Consider the following 13304-nt stretch of genomic DNA (forward strand, 5'->3'; position numbering starts at 1 on the left):
ACCCGAGACAGGCGATCCGACAGAAAGAGCGCCTGTTGAGCCACCGTTCCGCCCACCCTGTTCAGCCTTGGGACCCCCTCGACCTCCATAAAACCGATTCGAAAACCAGGGGCGCGAGCAGGCTGCCGTCGAGCTCGGCGAGCGGCCGGCCGCTGCGCACCCGCTGCGGCCAGTCCCGGTTGGCCAGCGCCGCCTTGCCCAGGGCGACCACGTCGGCCGTGCCGTCCGCCAGCATGGACACGGCCGTCTCCGGGTCGTCCAGGTGCCCGTTGGCGATCACCGGCAGACCCGAGTGCTGCTTGGCCAGCGCCGCGAGCGAGGGCCCCTCGTCGCCGAACGCCGGGGCGGTCGCCCGGTACTCGGTGGTGTGGACGAAGTCGATCCCGGTGGCGGCCAGGGTCGAGAAGATCACCTCGGCCTCGTCGGGCCCGCCGCTCCACCGGTGGTCGTGGTCGCTGACCTTGGCCTGGGAGATGCGGATCCCCACCGCCAGGTCCGGCCCCACGGCGTCGCGCACGGCCCGGCAGACCTCGGCGGCGAACCGCACCCGGTTCTCCGGCGAACCGCCGTACTCGTCGGTCCGGAGGTTGAGGTAGTCGGTGAGGAACTGGTCGAGCAGGTACCCGTTGGCGCCGTGGATCTCGACGCCGTCGAACCCGGCGTCGCGGGCGCGCAGCGCGGCGTCCACGAACGCCTGCCGGACCTCCGCCATCTGCTCCGCCGTGATCTCCGCGGGCACGGGGTACGGGCCCTCACCGCGGTAGAAGCCCAGCTGCTCGCCCTTGGGGGCCACCGCGGAGGGTCCGATCGTGGAGTCGACGAACCGGTTGCCCTGGGCCTGGGAGCCCGCGTGCATGAGCTGGGCGAAGATCTTCGCGCCGGCGGCGTGGACGGCGCCGACCACCTCGGCCCACGCCCGGGCCTGGTCGTCGGTGGCGATCCCGGGCTGGTACAGGTAGCCCTGCCCGTGGGCGGCGTCGGGGTAGATCCCCTCGGTGATCAGCAGCCCGAAGCCGCCGCGGGCGAAGGCCTCGTAGTAGGAGACCATGCGCTCGGTGGCGTGGCCCTCCTCCGTGGCGCTGATCCGGGTCATCGGAGCCAGCGCCACGCGGTTCTCCAGTGCGGCGGGACCGATCTGCAGGGGGGACCAGAGGGGGTCGAGATCCGGCATGTGCGTCTCCTTCGACAGTCGTACAGGGGTTGTTCGGTCGGCGGGTGCCTCTGACAGCCTCACACGGTGTCGGCGCTGAGGAGAAGCGCCCGCACGAGCCGCCCCGCGTCCAGGGGCGGGGCGCTGTGGGTCCCGGCGGCGAGGATCCGCTCGAACTCCGCGCCGCCGTCGTCCGGCAGCAGGCGCCGGTCGACCAGGTGCTGGTCGACCAGGGCGTCCGCCAGCGTCTCGACGTCGGAGAAGACCTGCTGCGCGCCCGTGCGGGAGCCCAGCACCCACCGGTCGCCGAGCACGGTGATCGTCGCGCGGCGCCTCACGCTGCGCCGCAGCTCCGCGAGGACGGCCTGCTTCATCCCGTTGAGGTTGATGTAGGCGGTCACCTTCGAGACCGCACGCCCTCCGGGGCATCCTGCGCACATCGTGACATCTCCTCCCGGGCCGGCTACGGCATCACGTCGCCGCTGTTGGGGCCCAGCGTCTGGCCGGTGTAGAGGTCGCCGCCGGGCGAGGAGGCCAGCAGCAGCGCGGTGGGCGCCACCTCGTGGGCCTGGCCGAAGCGGCCGATGGGCAGCTCGGCCTGCTTGGCGGCCTTCCACTCCTCGGACAGTCCCTCGATCAGCGGTGTCACGACCGGACCGGGCGCGATCGAGTTGACGAGGATGTGGTGCTCGGCGAGCTCCAGCGCCATGGCCTTCGTCATGCCGATCACCCCGGCCTTGGCCGCCACGTAGTGCGTCAGCCCGGTGCCGCCCTTGATGCCCAGCTGGGAGGCGATGTTGATGATCCGCCCGCCGCCGCGCTCCACCATGTGCGGCGCGGCCCAGCGCGCGGCCAGGAAGACGCCCTTGAGGTCCACGGCCAGGACCTTGTCGAACGTCGCCTCGGTCATCTCCAGCAGCGGCGTCTCGTCGAGGATGCCGGCGGCGCTGACGAGGACGTCGATCCCGCCGAGCTCCTCGACGACCCGTGCCATCGCCTGCTGCACCGCCTCGCCGTCGGTGACGTCCACGGCGATCGCCGTGGTGCGCCCGCCGAAGCTGCCGCTCTCCTCCGCGACGGCCGCCGCGTGCTGCTCGTCGCGGTCCAGCACGGCCACGTCCGCGCCCTCCCGGGCGAAGAGCAGGGCGATCGCCGCGCCGATGCCGCTGCCGCCGCCGGTGACGACGGCGACCTTTCCGGTCAGTTGCTGTTCCATGTCAGCCTTTCTTGGTGGGCTCAGCTCGGCCAGCGGACGGTGAGCCCGCCGTCGACGATCAGCTGCTGGCCCGTGACGTAGGCCGAGTCGTCGCCGGTGAGGAAGCGGATGGTGCGCGCGGCCTCGTCGACGTTGCCCACGCGGCCCCACGGGATGATCGAGCCCGCGGCGTCGAGGCCCTCGCGGCCCAGCGAGTTCACCGGGTCCAGGGACTGGGGGCTCTCGATCAGCCCCGGGATGACGGCGTTGACCCGGATCTTCCGGGGGGCGAGCTCCACGGCCAGCGAGCGGCACAGGCCGATGAGCCCGGACTTCGCTGCCGCGTAGTGGCTGTGCTCCTCCCACCCGTAGACGCCGCCGGCGATCGACGACGTCGCCACCATCGCCCCGCCGCGGGTCATCCGCGTGCTGCAGGAGCGGAAGACGCGCATCACCCCGGAGAGGTCGACGGCCATCATGTCGTCCCACGCCTGGTCGGTCATGTCCGCGAGCGCGGCACGGCGCAGGATGCCGACCGCGGCCACCGAGATGTCCAGCCGGCCGAACTCGTCGAGCGCGGCCTGGGCGAGCTTCTCGGTGTCCTCGAAGCTGCGCACGTCCATGGGGACGGCCGTGCAGCGCCCGCCCGCGGCCTCCACGGCGCGGACGGTGTCCGTCGCGTCGTGGGGGTCCGAGGGGAGGTAGCCGATGACGCTGTGCGCCCCGGCCCGGGCGTAGGCCACCGCCAGCGCCCGGCCGATCCCGCTGCCGCCGCCGGAGATGACGGCGACCTTTCCCTCGAGTCCGTCGTCGCGGTTCATGCGATCACCGTGGTCTTCAGGTGGGCGTCCTTCAGGGTGCGGGTCCCGGCCATGCACAGCGCCGAGAGGATCAGCCCGCCGGAGCCGGTGATGATCGCCGCCGTGGCCGTGTCCACCCCTGCGGTCAGCAGGATGGTGAGCAGCCCGGAACCGGCGATGCCGCCGAGCGGCGCCATCACGTGGGCCACGTTCGCCCCCATGCCGCGCACCTGGGGCGGGAAGGACTCGCCCATGTAGAACAGCAGCGCCGCGTACGGGCCGGTGAGGAAGAACAGCGTCATGGCGTACAGCGGGATGATGTAGCCGGAGGTGCCCGGGCCCAGCAGCATCGCCAGGCTGACGATGCCGCCGGCGATCCAGCCGAGGACCACGGTCGGCTTGCGGCCGATCTTGTCGCCCAGCCAGCCGTGGAACACGTAGCCCACGAAGCCCACCGCGTTGGAGAGCACCAGGATGATGAGGGCGTTGTCGAAGGAGACGCCCTTGGCCTCGACCAGGATGGTGGTGCCCAGGACGGAGAACACCTGGATGCCGAACCAGTTGAAGAACCACGCCAGGGACAGGCAGGTCGTGTGCCGGCGCAGCTCCGGGGTGAAGACGTCCTTCACACCGGTGGCGTGGTGGGCCGCCTCCTCGAGGCCGTGCTCGTCGGCCAGCGCGTGGGCACCGGTGGTGTCGCCGGCGGCCCGGCGCCGCCGGACCTCCTTCATCGCGGCGAAGGTCGGGGACTCCGGCAGGCGCAGGGCCAGGCCGACGACGATCAGGGACAGCACCGCGGCGACCACGAAGCTCCAGCGCCAGCCGATGAGCGGGAGCGTCAGGGCCGACAGCCCCGCGGAGACCAGCGCGCCGACCGGCCAGCCGCCCTGGACGAGCGAGTACATGAGGCCGCGGCTCTTGGCCTCCTTGTAGATCTCGTTGAGGTAGACCGCGTTGACGACCTCCTCGGACATGGAGAAGCCGGAGAAGGAGCGGATGATGACCAGGCTCGCGGCGCCGATGGCGGCGCCGGTGAGACCGGACGCCACCGCGCCGCCGAGCATGAGCACGATGAGCGCCTTCTTGCGGCCCATCTTGTCGATGATCGTGCCCACGGCCAGGGCCACGAGGAACACGCCGATCGTGGCGTAGGTGTTGATCGCGGTGGACTCGGCCACCGACCAGCCGAAGTCCTCGGCGATCACGGGGAGCAGCGTGCCGAAGAGGGTGAAGTCGTAGACGGAGGCCACCCAGGCGATGAAGCAGACGACCGAGACCTGCTTGACCACCTTCGGGGTGATGGGCACGTTCCAGGGCTCGACGCCGGAGGGCGTCGGGTTCGAGCGCAGAGCGGACATGGCGGTGTTCCTTCGTGCCGGTGGGATCAGGCGGAGGTGCGGGGACTGCGGGCGGCGAAGTCGCGGGCGACGTCCTCCATGAACGCGAACTCCACGCCGTCGTGCCCCTGGATGTGGTCGAAGAGGCGCTCGAGCATCAGCAGGTTCTGCGGGCGGCCGCAGACGTCGGGGTGGATCGTGAGGGGGAAGACCGCGTAGTCCATCTCCCGGTAGACCCAGTCGAACTGGTCCTTCCACAGCTGCTCGATGTCCCGCGGGGACACGAAGCCGTGGCTGTTCGGGCTGGACTTGATGAACATCATCGGCGGGAGGTCGTCCAGGTACCACGAGGCGGGGATCTCGATGAGGTCGGTCTCCTCGCCGCGCACCAGGGGCTTCATCCACTCCTTGGCCGAGGCCGCGTCGTAGTCGATCTTGGTCCAGGTGTCCCCGACGCGCACGTAGTACGGGGTGTGGTCGTCGTGCATGAGCGAGTGGTCGTAGAGGAAGCCGCGATCGAGCAGGATCTCGTTGGTCACCCCGGAGAACTCCCACCAGGGCGCCACGTAGCCGACGGGCTTCTTCCCGGAGCGCCGCTCGATGAGGTCGGTGCAGTAGTCGAGGATCTCGGTCTCCTGCTCGCGGGTCATCGCGATGGGGTTCTCGTGGCTGTAGCCGTGGACGCCGATCTCGTGACCGGCGGCGACGACCGCGTCGAACTCCTTCGGGAACGTCTCCACGGAGTGGCCGGGCCAGAACCAGGTGACGGGCATCTCGCGGCGCTGGGCGAGCTGGAGCAGCCGCGGCACGCCGACCTCGCCGGCGAAGAGGCCGCGGGAGATGTCGCCCGGGGAGTCCTCGCCGCCGTAGGAGCCGAGCCAGCCGCCGACGGCGTCGACGTCGATGCCGACGGACACGTAGATCTTCTTGGACATGATGTCTCCTCTGGTGGTGGGTGGTGTTCTAGAGGTGGGCGGTGAAGGCCCCGGGGAACTCGGCGGCCGAGGTCCCCAGGGAGAGCAGGAGGGCGGCGAGGATGCGCGCCTGGAGCGGGTTGAGGTCCCCGGAGGGGACGGCGCCGGCCGCCACGAGGTCGGTGCCCCCGCCGTTGCCGTAGAGCGGGACGACGGGTCCCCACGGGGCACGGGTGCTGAGTACCACGGCGCAGCCGGCCCCGGCCGCACGGGCCACCGACTCCGCGAAGCCGGGACCGGCGTTGCCGACGCCCGATCCGGCGAGGACCACGGCCTGCGCGCCGGAGCGCACGGCGAAGTCGAAGAGGTCCGGGGTGGCGCCGGTGTGGGCCGTGATGATCTCGACCCTGGTGCTGTCGAAGGCCGCCGGCGGCAGCGGCAGCGGATCCCGGCGGACCGGCCTGGCCGTGACGACGAGCCCGGACCCGGCCATGTGCGCCACCTCGGCGCCGCCCTGGAAGGGGCTGCTCGCGGTGGTGTGCGCCTTCCGGGCGCCGCGGGCGGAGCGGACCGTCCCGTCGAAGGAGATCAGCACGCCGCTGCCCCGCAGCTCGGGCGAGGCGGCGGCCAGCACCGCCTCCTCGACGTTGCGGGGCCCGTCCGGGGCCGGGCTGTCGGCCGGCTGCTGGGCGCCGGTGAGCACCACGCTCTTCGGGGAGCCGTGCACCAGGTCCAGCAGGAACGCCGTCTCCTCCAGGGTGTCGGTCCCGTGGGTGACCACCACGCCGTCGTTGGCCGGATCGGCCAGCGCGTCCCGGGCCGCCTCGGCGATCGCCCGCAGCTCTCCCAGGGTGAGCCGGTAGCTGCCCGTGGTGAGGACGTCCCGGGCGGAGACGGTGAGCTCGCCGTACTGGTTGCGGGACAGGTCGGCCGCCGTGTCCGTGGCCACGGAGCCCGTGGACCCGCCGCCCCGGGACGCGATGGTGCCCCCAGTGCCGAGCAGCTGGATGTGTGTCACGTGCCGCCTCCCTTCCGTGGGGTCGTCCCGCTCCGCGGGAGCGTCAACGGTCTATGCAAACGAATGCCGCAATCGATTGCGTACGATGTTGGGATCGACCATAGAGCGCCTCTAGAGTGATGCGCAACACATTCACGAGAATTTAACGTCCGTTACTGTGTGGAAACAGCCGCGAGGAGGTGGACATGGGCGCACGACCGGCGGTCACGCTGAAGGCCCTGGCGGCCGAGCTGGGCCTCAATCCCTCCACGGTCTCCCGGGTGCTCAACGACCCCAAGGGCCTCGGCTCCAAGTGGGCCTCGCCGGACACCACGGAGCGGATCTTCGCGCTCGCGGAGGAGCGCGGCTACCGCAAGAACCCCTACGCCGCGTCGCTGCGCACGGCCAAGTCGCACATGATCGGGGTCGTCGTGCCCCGCCTGCAGGACTACGTCCTGGCCACGATGTACGAGGGCATCGACGAGGCCGCCTCCGAGCACGGCTACTTCACCGTGGTCTCCAACTCCCTGGACGACGCCGCGGCCCACCGCGCCAAGGCGGAGAAGCTGCTGGACCGCCGTGCCGACGGCCTGATCTTCGGCGACGCCCTGTTCGAGGACCCCTTCCTGGACGAGCTCGCCGAGCGCGGCGTGGCCTTCACGCTGGTGAGCCGGCGGTCCCCGGGGCACCGGTCCGTGACCTGCGACGACTACGCCGGGGGACGGATGGTCGCGGAGCACCTCGTCGCGTCCGGCCGGAGGACCTTCGGGCTCATCGCGGGCAATCCGCGGGCCTCGACCTCGATCGACCGCTGCGCCGGCTTCCTGGACGCGCTCGCCGGGCACGGCCTCGGGGTGGACCCGGCACGGGTGGTCCCCGGCGGCTTCGACGCCCCGGCCGGCAGCGCGGCCGCCGCCCGGATCCTGGCCGTCGGGCCGCTGCCCGAGGCGGTGTTCGCGGTCAACGACTTCGCGGCGATCGGTGCGCTCGGCGTGTTCGCCCGGGAGGGGGTCACGGTCCCGGAGGACATGGCCCTCGTCGGGTTCAACGACACGCCGCTGGCTGGCAGCGTGGGGCTCACCACCGTGCGCTCCCCCATGCACAGCATCGGCCGGCAGGGCTTCGAGATGCTGATGGACGTTCTCGACGGCCGGGACGTGGAGAGCGTCCGGCTCCCCCCGGAGCTCGTCGTGCGCACGAGCGCTTGAGCACCGGTCGCTCCCACCGCAGGACCGGAGGACCAGCAGGCCGTCAGCTGCGGGGTTGGGCTCCGGGGCAAGTCGGCGCAACTGTGGACAGAATGCGAATCGATCAGGTAGTAGGCCGGTGTTAGTGTTGATGCATCACGCAGGTGATCAGCCGGGGGGCTGAGCCGCCGCGTGAGGATCGCGTCGGGACGACCGGCCGCAAGGCCGCCGGCACGACGACGATCATGATGCCGCCGTCCTGGTGGCAGCGGGCCTCGGACCATCTGGTCAGTCGTCGGGGGGCGACTCCCCTGCCACCGGGACGCGCAGGCCCCTTTCCGCCCGCAGCAGCCGCCCCGCGGTGCGAACCCGGAGCCCGCTGGTCAGGCAGCCCGCTGGTCAGGCAGCCCGCCGGTCAGGCGAAGGCGAAGACCAGCGGGAAGACCACCACCACGACCGCGGCCCACACGCCGTAGACCGGAAGGTAGCGCGTCTGCCAGCGCTCGAGCTCCACGAACGGCCGGCGTCCCCGCAGGCACCCGGCGCTCAGCCAGGCGGCCCGCACCAGGTGCACCAGCAGCAGCAGGTTCAGCCCGAGCGCGGCGATCTTGTTGGGGCTGGAGCCGAACTCGGCGATCCGGGTCAGCATCGCGGTCAGCATCACCGCGTCCACCGCCAGGGCTGCGACGACGAGCACCAGCTGCAGGCCGTCGAAGAGGCCGGGCGGCTCGAGCGGGTCCCGGGCGGAGATCGAGTAGAGCAGCAGCGCCAGGACCAGCACGAGGATCGCGTCCATCAGGATCAGCAGCCCGCGGTCGACGTCGACGAGCCCGCCGGCCGCCGTGAGCACCACCAGGAGGGACAGCAGCATCAGGATCGTCAGGGGCGTGAACACCCGGGTGAGGACCGGGGCGATGTTCTCGACGACGTTCTGCTTGGCCTCGACCAGCCACGCGGCAACCACGAGGGCACCGGGCACCGCGAACGGCAGGATCCAGTCCTCCAGCACCGGCTCCAGGTCGATCCCGAGGACCTGCAGGGCCCCGAACGTGAGCCCCACCAGCACCGCCCCGCCCAGGGCCAGGAGCGTGTAGTAGATCACGAGCTCGCCGGTGAAGCGGACGAAGTCCATCCGCCGGCTGTCGGAGCGCCACCTCCCGCCCGTGTAGGCGATCCCGGCCAGCAGCCACAGGACCACCGGGGCGTGCAGGGCGGCGAGCAGCTCGGTGGACCCGCCGGGGACGAACGGATAGACGTTGAGCACCACCGCCAGCAGCGCGAACGGGAGGAGCAGCGCCGCCACCACGCGCGCGGTGAGCCGGCGCTTCCACGCGAAGTACCCGGCGAGGAAGGGCAGCACGAGCAGGCCGAGGTTGCGCGCCAGCACTGCCTCGTCGCCGAGCCAGGCGGTGCCGGCCTTGACCGCCAGCCCGGCCCCGACCGCGAGCGCCAGGACGACGCCCAGCTCCCGCCACGGCGGCGCGCCGGCGTCCTCGGCGTCCTCCGGGAGGAGCACGAGCTGCTTCCACAGCCGCTCGGAGTGCTCGCGGGCGAACTCGTGCGAGACGGCGTCGAGGTTGCCCATGCGCTTGATCGCGACGAGGAAGGCCTCGTCGTCGTCGAGCCCGGTGGCCCTCAGGTCCGCGACCTGTTCGCGCAGGTGGTCCTCGAGCTCGTCCACGTCGGCCGGGGAGATCGCCTGGCGGCGCTGGACCCAGCCGCGCCACCGCCCGATCTGGGCCTCCTGCTCCGCGTGCAGCTCCATCACGCCCACCGCTCGGTCGTGGCGGGCGGCTGCTTTTTCGANCCGCTATCCCCGAAAACAGGTTCGAAAATGCCACACCTGCCGCAGCGCGTCGGCGACGACCGTCCACTGCTCCTGCCGGTCGGCGAGCGCGGCCCGGCCCGAGGCCGTGATCGCGTAGTGCTTGCGCCGGCGCCCGGCCTCGGACGTGCCCCACGAGGAGGACACGTGGCCGAGGCGCTCGAGCCGGTGCAGCAGCGGGTAGAGCATGCCGTCGGTCCACTGCATGGAGCCGCCGGAGAGCTCGCTGACGCGCTTGAGGATCGCGTAGCCGTACAGGTCGCCGTCCGCCAGGATCCCCAGCACGAGCGGGGTGGCCGAGGCGGCGACCAGGTCCTTGTCGATGCGCACTGCGCCTCCTGATACCTAGGTGTGCTATGCATTGAACCCTAGCAGCGCTAGGTATGGCAAGCGTGGCGCCGGAAACAACGGCGCGAGTCGGGCGGGGTGGGCACCGCCGCGTCCTGCGCCTACAGTCGAAGCAGAGTTGCAGAAGAGAACGCCCCGAGGAGGTGGTGATCCGTGAGCACGCAGCCCGGCCTCGCCGCGCTCCCACTGAGCACGCCGCTGGAGGCGGAGGTCCGCCCCTCCCGCGGCGTCTACGCCTGGTGGCTGGACACCGACCGCTCCCCCACCCCGGAGGCGGCCGGGCTGCACCTGCCCGCGGTGCCGCGGCTCCGCCACTCGTCGGGGACGGCCGAGCTGCTCTACGTGGGCCGCGCCCGGCGCGACCTCCACCGGCGGATCAGCGGCCAGCACCTGCGGCGCACCCGCTCCTCCGCGCTGCGGCGCACGCTGCTCGCCGTCCTCCTGCCCGGGGACCCGTCCTGGCGGGACGGCGCCGCCGTGGACGGGCGGGGCCGCGTGGGCCTCGACGAGGCGCACGAGCAGCGGCTCACGGCGTGGATGCAGGAGCACCTGCTCCTCGGCTGGGCGGAGTGCGGGACGAAGGACGACGTCGACGCCCTCGAGCAGCACTGGGTCGCCGCGCACCAGCCGGCGCTCAACACCGAGGGCACCGGGCACGGCCCGGAGCTGACCGAGCTCAAGCGGGTCTTCCGCGAGGGCCTGTCCCAGCGGTCCTGAGCCTCCGGGGCCGCTGGGGCCGCGGCGGTAGAATGGGTGCCCAGCACGCACGTGGTCGTTCGGGGGCCGTCATGAACAGCACCGGGAGCAGCAGCGGAGCCGCCGTCTGGGTGGTGGTCGTGGTCGCCGTGGTGGTCGCCGTCGGCCTGTTCCGGTTCGTGCTCCTCGGCGGGGTGGCCCTCCTCGGCGTGGTCCTGGTCGGCCTGCTGATCTGGCTCAGCGCCGGTTTCATCGCGAGCCGGACCCGCGCCGCCGGGCAGGACGCGCGCGAGGACGACGACGCCGGGCCGCCGCTGACCGCCCCGCAGACCGGGCGGACGTCCCTGGAGGAGGCCCGGGCGGCCGGGGCGTCCAACATGCGCACGGCCTGGATCTCGTGGCACCTGCGCTCCCTGCCCCCGCCGGAGGACTCCCGGGATCCGCGGCTCCTCACGGGCACCCTGTCCGTGGTGCCGCAGGCGGACTGGGACGTGGACCGGCTCCGCTCGCACGGCCGCGCGCTGTGGTCCCTGCGCCGCGGCGCCCGGCGGCACGACCTGCTCGACCAGCTGGACGCCCGGCTGGACCGGGTGGTCGCCATGATCTCCGACCTGACGGACGCCGAGTTCGACACCGCCCTCGGCCAGGTCAACGACCAGTACCTGTACCACCCGGACCGGCAGGTCCGCACCGCCTACCTGGAGGGCGGCGCCCTGGGTGTGGACCTGATCATGGACGCCGTGACCGCCGCCCGGGCCCAGGCTCGCGAGGACGCCGCCACGAGGGCCGCCGCGGAGGCCCTGGCCCAGCAGCGCACCGCCGCGCTCCGCGCCCTGCGGGAGACCCACCACCCCACCGCGGGCCGGGACGCCCGCGCCGCCTGGGATGAACAGGCCCGGAAGCTCGAGGAGTGACCCGCCCGCGGACGGGGCGCCGGAACGGTCGATCCGTTCCGGCGCCCCGTCAACGCGCCTGGGCCGGCATCACCGGGGGTGGTGGGACTCCTCGAGCTCGAACACCGGGGTGGGCAGGCCCTCCATCCGGGCCTTGAGCTGCAGGGCGAGGTACTTGGAGTAGTGCCTGCTCTGGTGCAGGTTCCCGCCGTGAATCCAGAGGTTCTCCACGTTGGTGGGCTTCCACATGTTCCGCAGCTCGCCCTCCCAGGGCCCGGGGTCCCGGGTGGTGTCGGAGCCGTAGCCCCAGCACTTGCCCACCCGGTCGGCGACCTCCGGGGAGATCAGGTCCGCGAGCCACTCGTTCATGGACCCGTAGCCGGTGGCGTGGACGACGAGGTCGGCCGGCAGCTCGGTCCCGTCGTCGAGCACCACCGCGTCCTCCGTGAGCCGGTCGACCTGGCCGGTGGCCAGCTGGACCCGCCCGTCGATGATCAGCTGCGAGGCGCCCACGTCGATGTAGTACCCGGAGCCGCGGCGCAGGTACTTCAGGAACAGCCCGGAGCCGTCCTCCCCGAAGTCGAGGTCGAAGCCGGCCGCTTCGAGCGCGTCGTAGAACTCGCGGTCCCGCTCGGCCATCGCCTCGAACGCGGGCCGCTGGACGTCCGGCAGGACCCGGTACGGCCAGGACGCGAACAGCATGTCCGCCTTCTCCGTGGTGATGCCGGCCTCCAGCGCGTCCTCGGAGTAGAGCGGCTTCAGGACGAGGTCCATGAGCGACTCGCTGCGGGAGATGTGGGTGGAGGAGCGCTGGACCATGGTGACCTCGGCCCCGTGCTCCCAGAGGTCCGCGCAGATGTCGTGGGCGGAGTTGTTGGAGCCGATGACCACGGCCCGCTTGCCCGCCCAGTCGTCGCCGCCGGCGTGGGCGGAGGAGTGGTGCTGCGCGCCCCGGAAGACGTCGGCGCCCGGGAAGTCAGGGATTCTCGGGTACCCGGAGACGCCCAGCGCGAAGACCAGCTGGGTGGGGTGCAGCACGACCTCCTCGCCGTCGCGGTCCACGACGACGGTCCAGGTCCCGGTCTGCTCGTCCCACTCGGCCGACCGGCACTCGGTCCTCGCCCAGTAGTTCAGCTCCATGATGTCGGCGTAGTGCATCAGCCAGTCGGCGACCTTGTCCTTGGCAGGGAACACCGGCCAGTCGTCCGGGAACGGCAGGTAGGGCATGTGGTCGTACCAGACCGGGTCGTGCAGGTGCAGGGACTTGTAGCGGTTGCGCCAGGCGTCCCCGGCCTTCTCGTGCTTGTCCACCACGATCGTGGGGATGCCGAGACGCTGCAGCCGCGCGGCCAGGCCGATCCCGCCCTGCCCGCCGCCGACGACGAGGCAGTACGGCTGCTCCGTCCGGCCGAGGGCCTCCTCCCGCGCCCGGCGCCGCTCCAGCCAGGTGGTGCGCTCGCGGGTGATCTCGTGGACCACCCCGCGGTCCCGGCGCGGCCCCTTCTGCTCCTCGAAGCCGCGCAGGTCCTGCAGGGTGGTCAGCAGGGTCCACGCCTTCCCGTCGCGCAGCCGCAGGTAGCCCCACCCGGATCCGGCGGAGGTCTCGAAGCGCACCCAGCACTCCGTCACCCCGTCCGCCTCGGTGGGCTCGCCCTCGACCTCCCATCCGGAGGGCCGGACGTGCGGCAGGGTCTGCGCGAGCATCCGGCAGATCTGCTCGCGGCCCTCCAGCGTCTTCAGGTTCCAGGTGAACGCCAGGAAGTCGCGCCAGAAGCTCTCCTCCGCGAACAGATCCGCAGCCGCGTCCGCGTTGCCGGCCGCGAGGGCGTCCTCCAGGGCGGCCAGCCAGGAGCGGGCGGTGTCCGTGCCGGCTCCCACGCCGGTGTCGATCGTGGTCATGGTTCCTCCTCGGTGTACGCCGGACGCCCAGTGGCATAGGGTCCGGTGTGATGCGTGTCACCA

The 13304-nt window shown here is 72.0% G+C and carries 13 protein-coding genes; 3 read left to right on the plus strand and 10 right to left on the minus strand.

The features are described 5' to 3' along the window. Positions 1-61 precede the first annotated feature (61 nt). The 7 genes from H488_RS34755 to H488_RS34785 form a co-directional block, all read right to left on the minus strand. A complete protein-coding gene (locus tag H488_RS34755; RefSeq protein ID WP_017834872.1) occupies positions 62-1171 on the minus strand; it encodes an oxidoreductase in 1110 nt (369 codons plus the stop codon). A gap of 59 nt (positions 1172-1230) precedes the next feature. Further along, the gene (locus tag H488_RS34760; RefSeq protein WP_017834873.1) at positions 1231-1551 is read right to left on the minus strand and encodes a hypothetical protein; all 321 of its coding nucleotides are present in this window, start codon (positions 1549-1551) and stop codon (positions 1231-1233) included. 62 nt (positions 1552-1613) lie between these two features. Continuing rightward, a complete protein-coding gene (locus H488_RS34765) occupies positions 1614-2366 on the minus strand; it encodes an SDR family NAD(P)-dependent oxidoreductase (protein ID WP_017834874.1) in 753 nt (250 codons plus the stop codon). Positions 2367-2386: 20 nt separating this feature from the next. Continuing rightward, positions 2387-3166, minus strand: coding sequence for an SDR family NAD(P)-dependent oxidoreductase (locus tag H488_RS34770; protein ID WP_017834875.1), 780 nt, complete (start codon positions 3164-3166; stop codon positions 2387-2389). Continuing rightward, positions 3163-4503 carry an MFS transporter gene (locus tag H488_RS34775; protein WP_017834876.1) on the minus strand — a complete coding sequence of 447 codons (1341 nt, stop codon included), beginning with the start codon at positions 4501-4503 and terminating at the stop codon, positions 3163-3165. Before H488_RS34775 ends, H488_RS34770 begins: the two co-directional genes overlap by 4 nt. A gap of 26 nt (positions 4504-4529) precedes the next feature. Further along, positions 4530-5417: a polysaccharide deacetylase family protein gene (locus tag H488_RS34780; RefSeq protein ID WP_017834877.1), complete on the minus strand. Its 888-nt coding sequence runs from the start codon at positions 5415-5417 to the stop codon at positions 4530-4532. A 28-nt stretch (positions 5418-5445) separates the two neighbouring features. Then, positions 5446-6414, minus strand: coding sequence for an asparaginase (locus H488_RS34785; RefSeq protein WP_017834878.1), 969 nt, complete (start codon positions 6412-6414; stop codon positions 5446-5448). A gap of 185 nt (positions 6415-6599) precedes the next feature. Between H488_RS34785 and H488_RS34790 the strand changes: the two genes are divergently transcribed. After that, positions 6600-7601: a LacI family DNA-binding transcriptional regulator gene (locus H488_RS34790; RefSeq protein ID WP_017834879.1), complete on the plus strand. Its 1002-nt coding sequence runs from the start codon at positions 6600-6602 to the stop codon at positions 7599-7601. A 394-nt stretch (positions 7602-7995) separates the two neighbouring features. Here H488_RS34790 and H488_RS34795 read toward each other — a convergent pair whose 3' ends face one another. Together H488_RS34795 and H488_RS34800 are read right to left on the minus strand one after the other, a co-directional pair. Then, complete coding sequence (locus H488_RS34795; protein ID WP_031283781.1) at positions 7996-9345, minus strand: permease prefix domain 1-containing protein; 1350 nt, start codon at positions 9343-9345, stop codon at positions 7996-7998. 45 nt (positions 9346-9390) lie between these two features. After that, entirely contained in the window at positions 9391-9735 is a 345-nt protein-coding gene (locus H488_RS34800; protein ID WP_017834881.1) for a PadR family transcriptional regulator, read from the minus strand. A 171-nt stretch (positions 9736-9906) separates the two neighbouring features. On the opposite strand from H488_RS34800, the gene H488_RS36280 reads away from it, so the two are divergent. Next, positions 9907-10470: a GIY-YIG nuclease family protein gene (locus tag H488_RS36280; RefSeq protein WP_017834882.1), complete on the plus strand. Its 564-nt coding sequence runs from the start codon at positions 9907-9909 to the stop codon at positions 10468-10470. Between the two features lie 71 nt (positions 10471-10541). Beyond that, positions 10542-11363, plus strand: coding sequence for a hypothetical protein (locus H488_RS34810; RefSeq protein WP_017834883.1), 822 nt, complete (start codon positions 10542-10544; stop codon positions 11361-11363). A gap of 69 nt (positions 11364-11432) precedes the next feature. Here H488_RS34810 and H488_RS34815 read toward each other — a convergent pair whose 3' ends face one another. Continuing rightward, on the minus strand, positions 11433-13241 hold the full coding sequence (locus tag H488_RS34815; protein WP_017834884.1) for a flavin-containing monooxygenase: 1809 nt from the start codon (positions 13239-13241) through the stop codon (positions 11433-11435). Positions 13242-13304 lie beyond the last annotated feature (63 nt).

The sequence above is a fragment of the Kocuria sp. UCD-OTCP genome, assembly GCF_000349605.1.
Lineage (GTDB): Bacteria > Actinomycetota > Actinomycetes > Actinomycetales > Micrococcaceae > Kocuria > Kocuria rosea.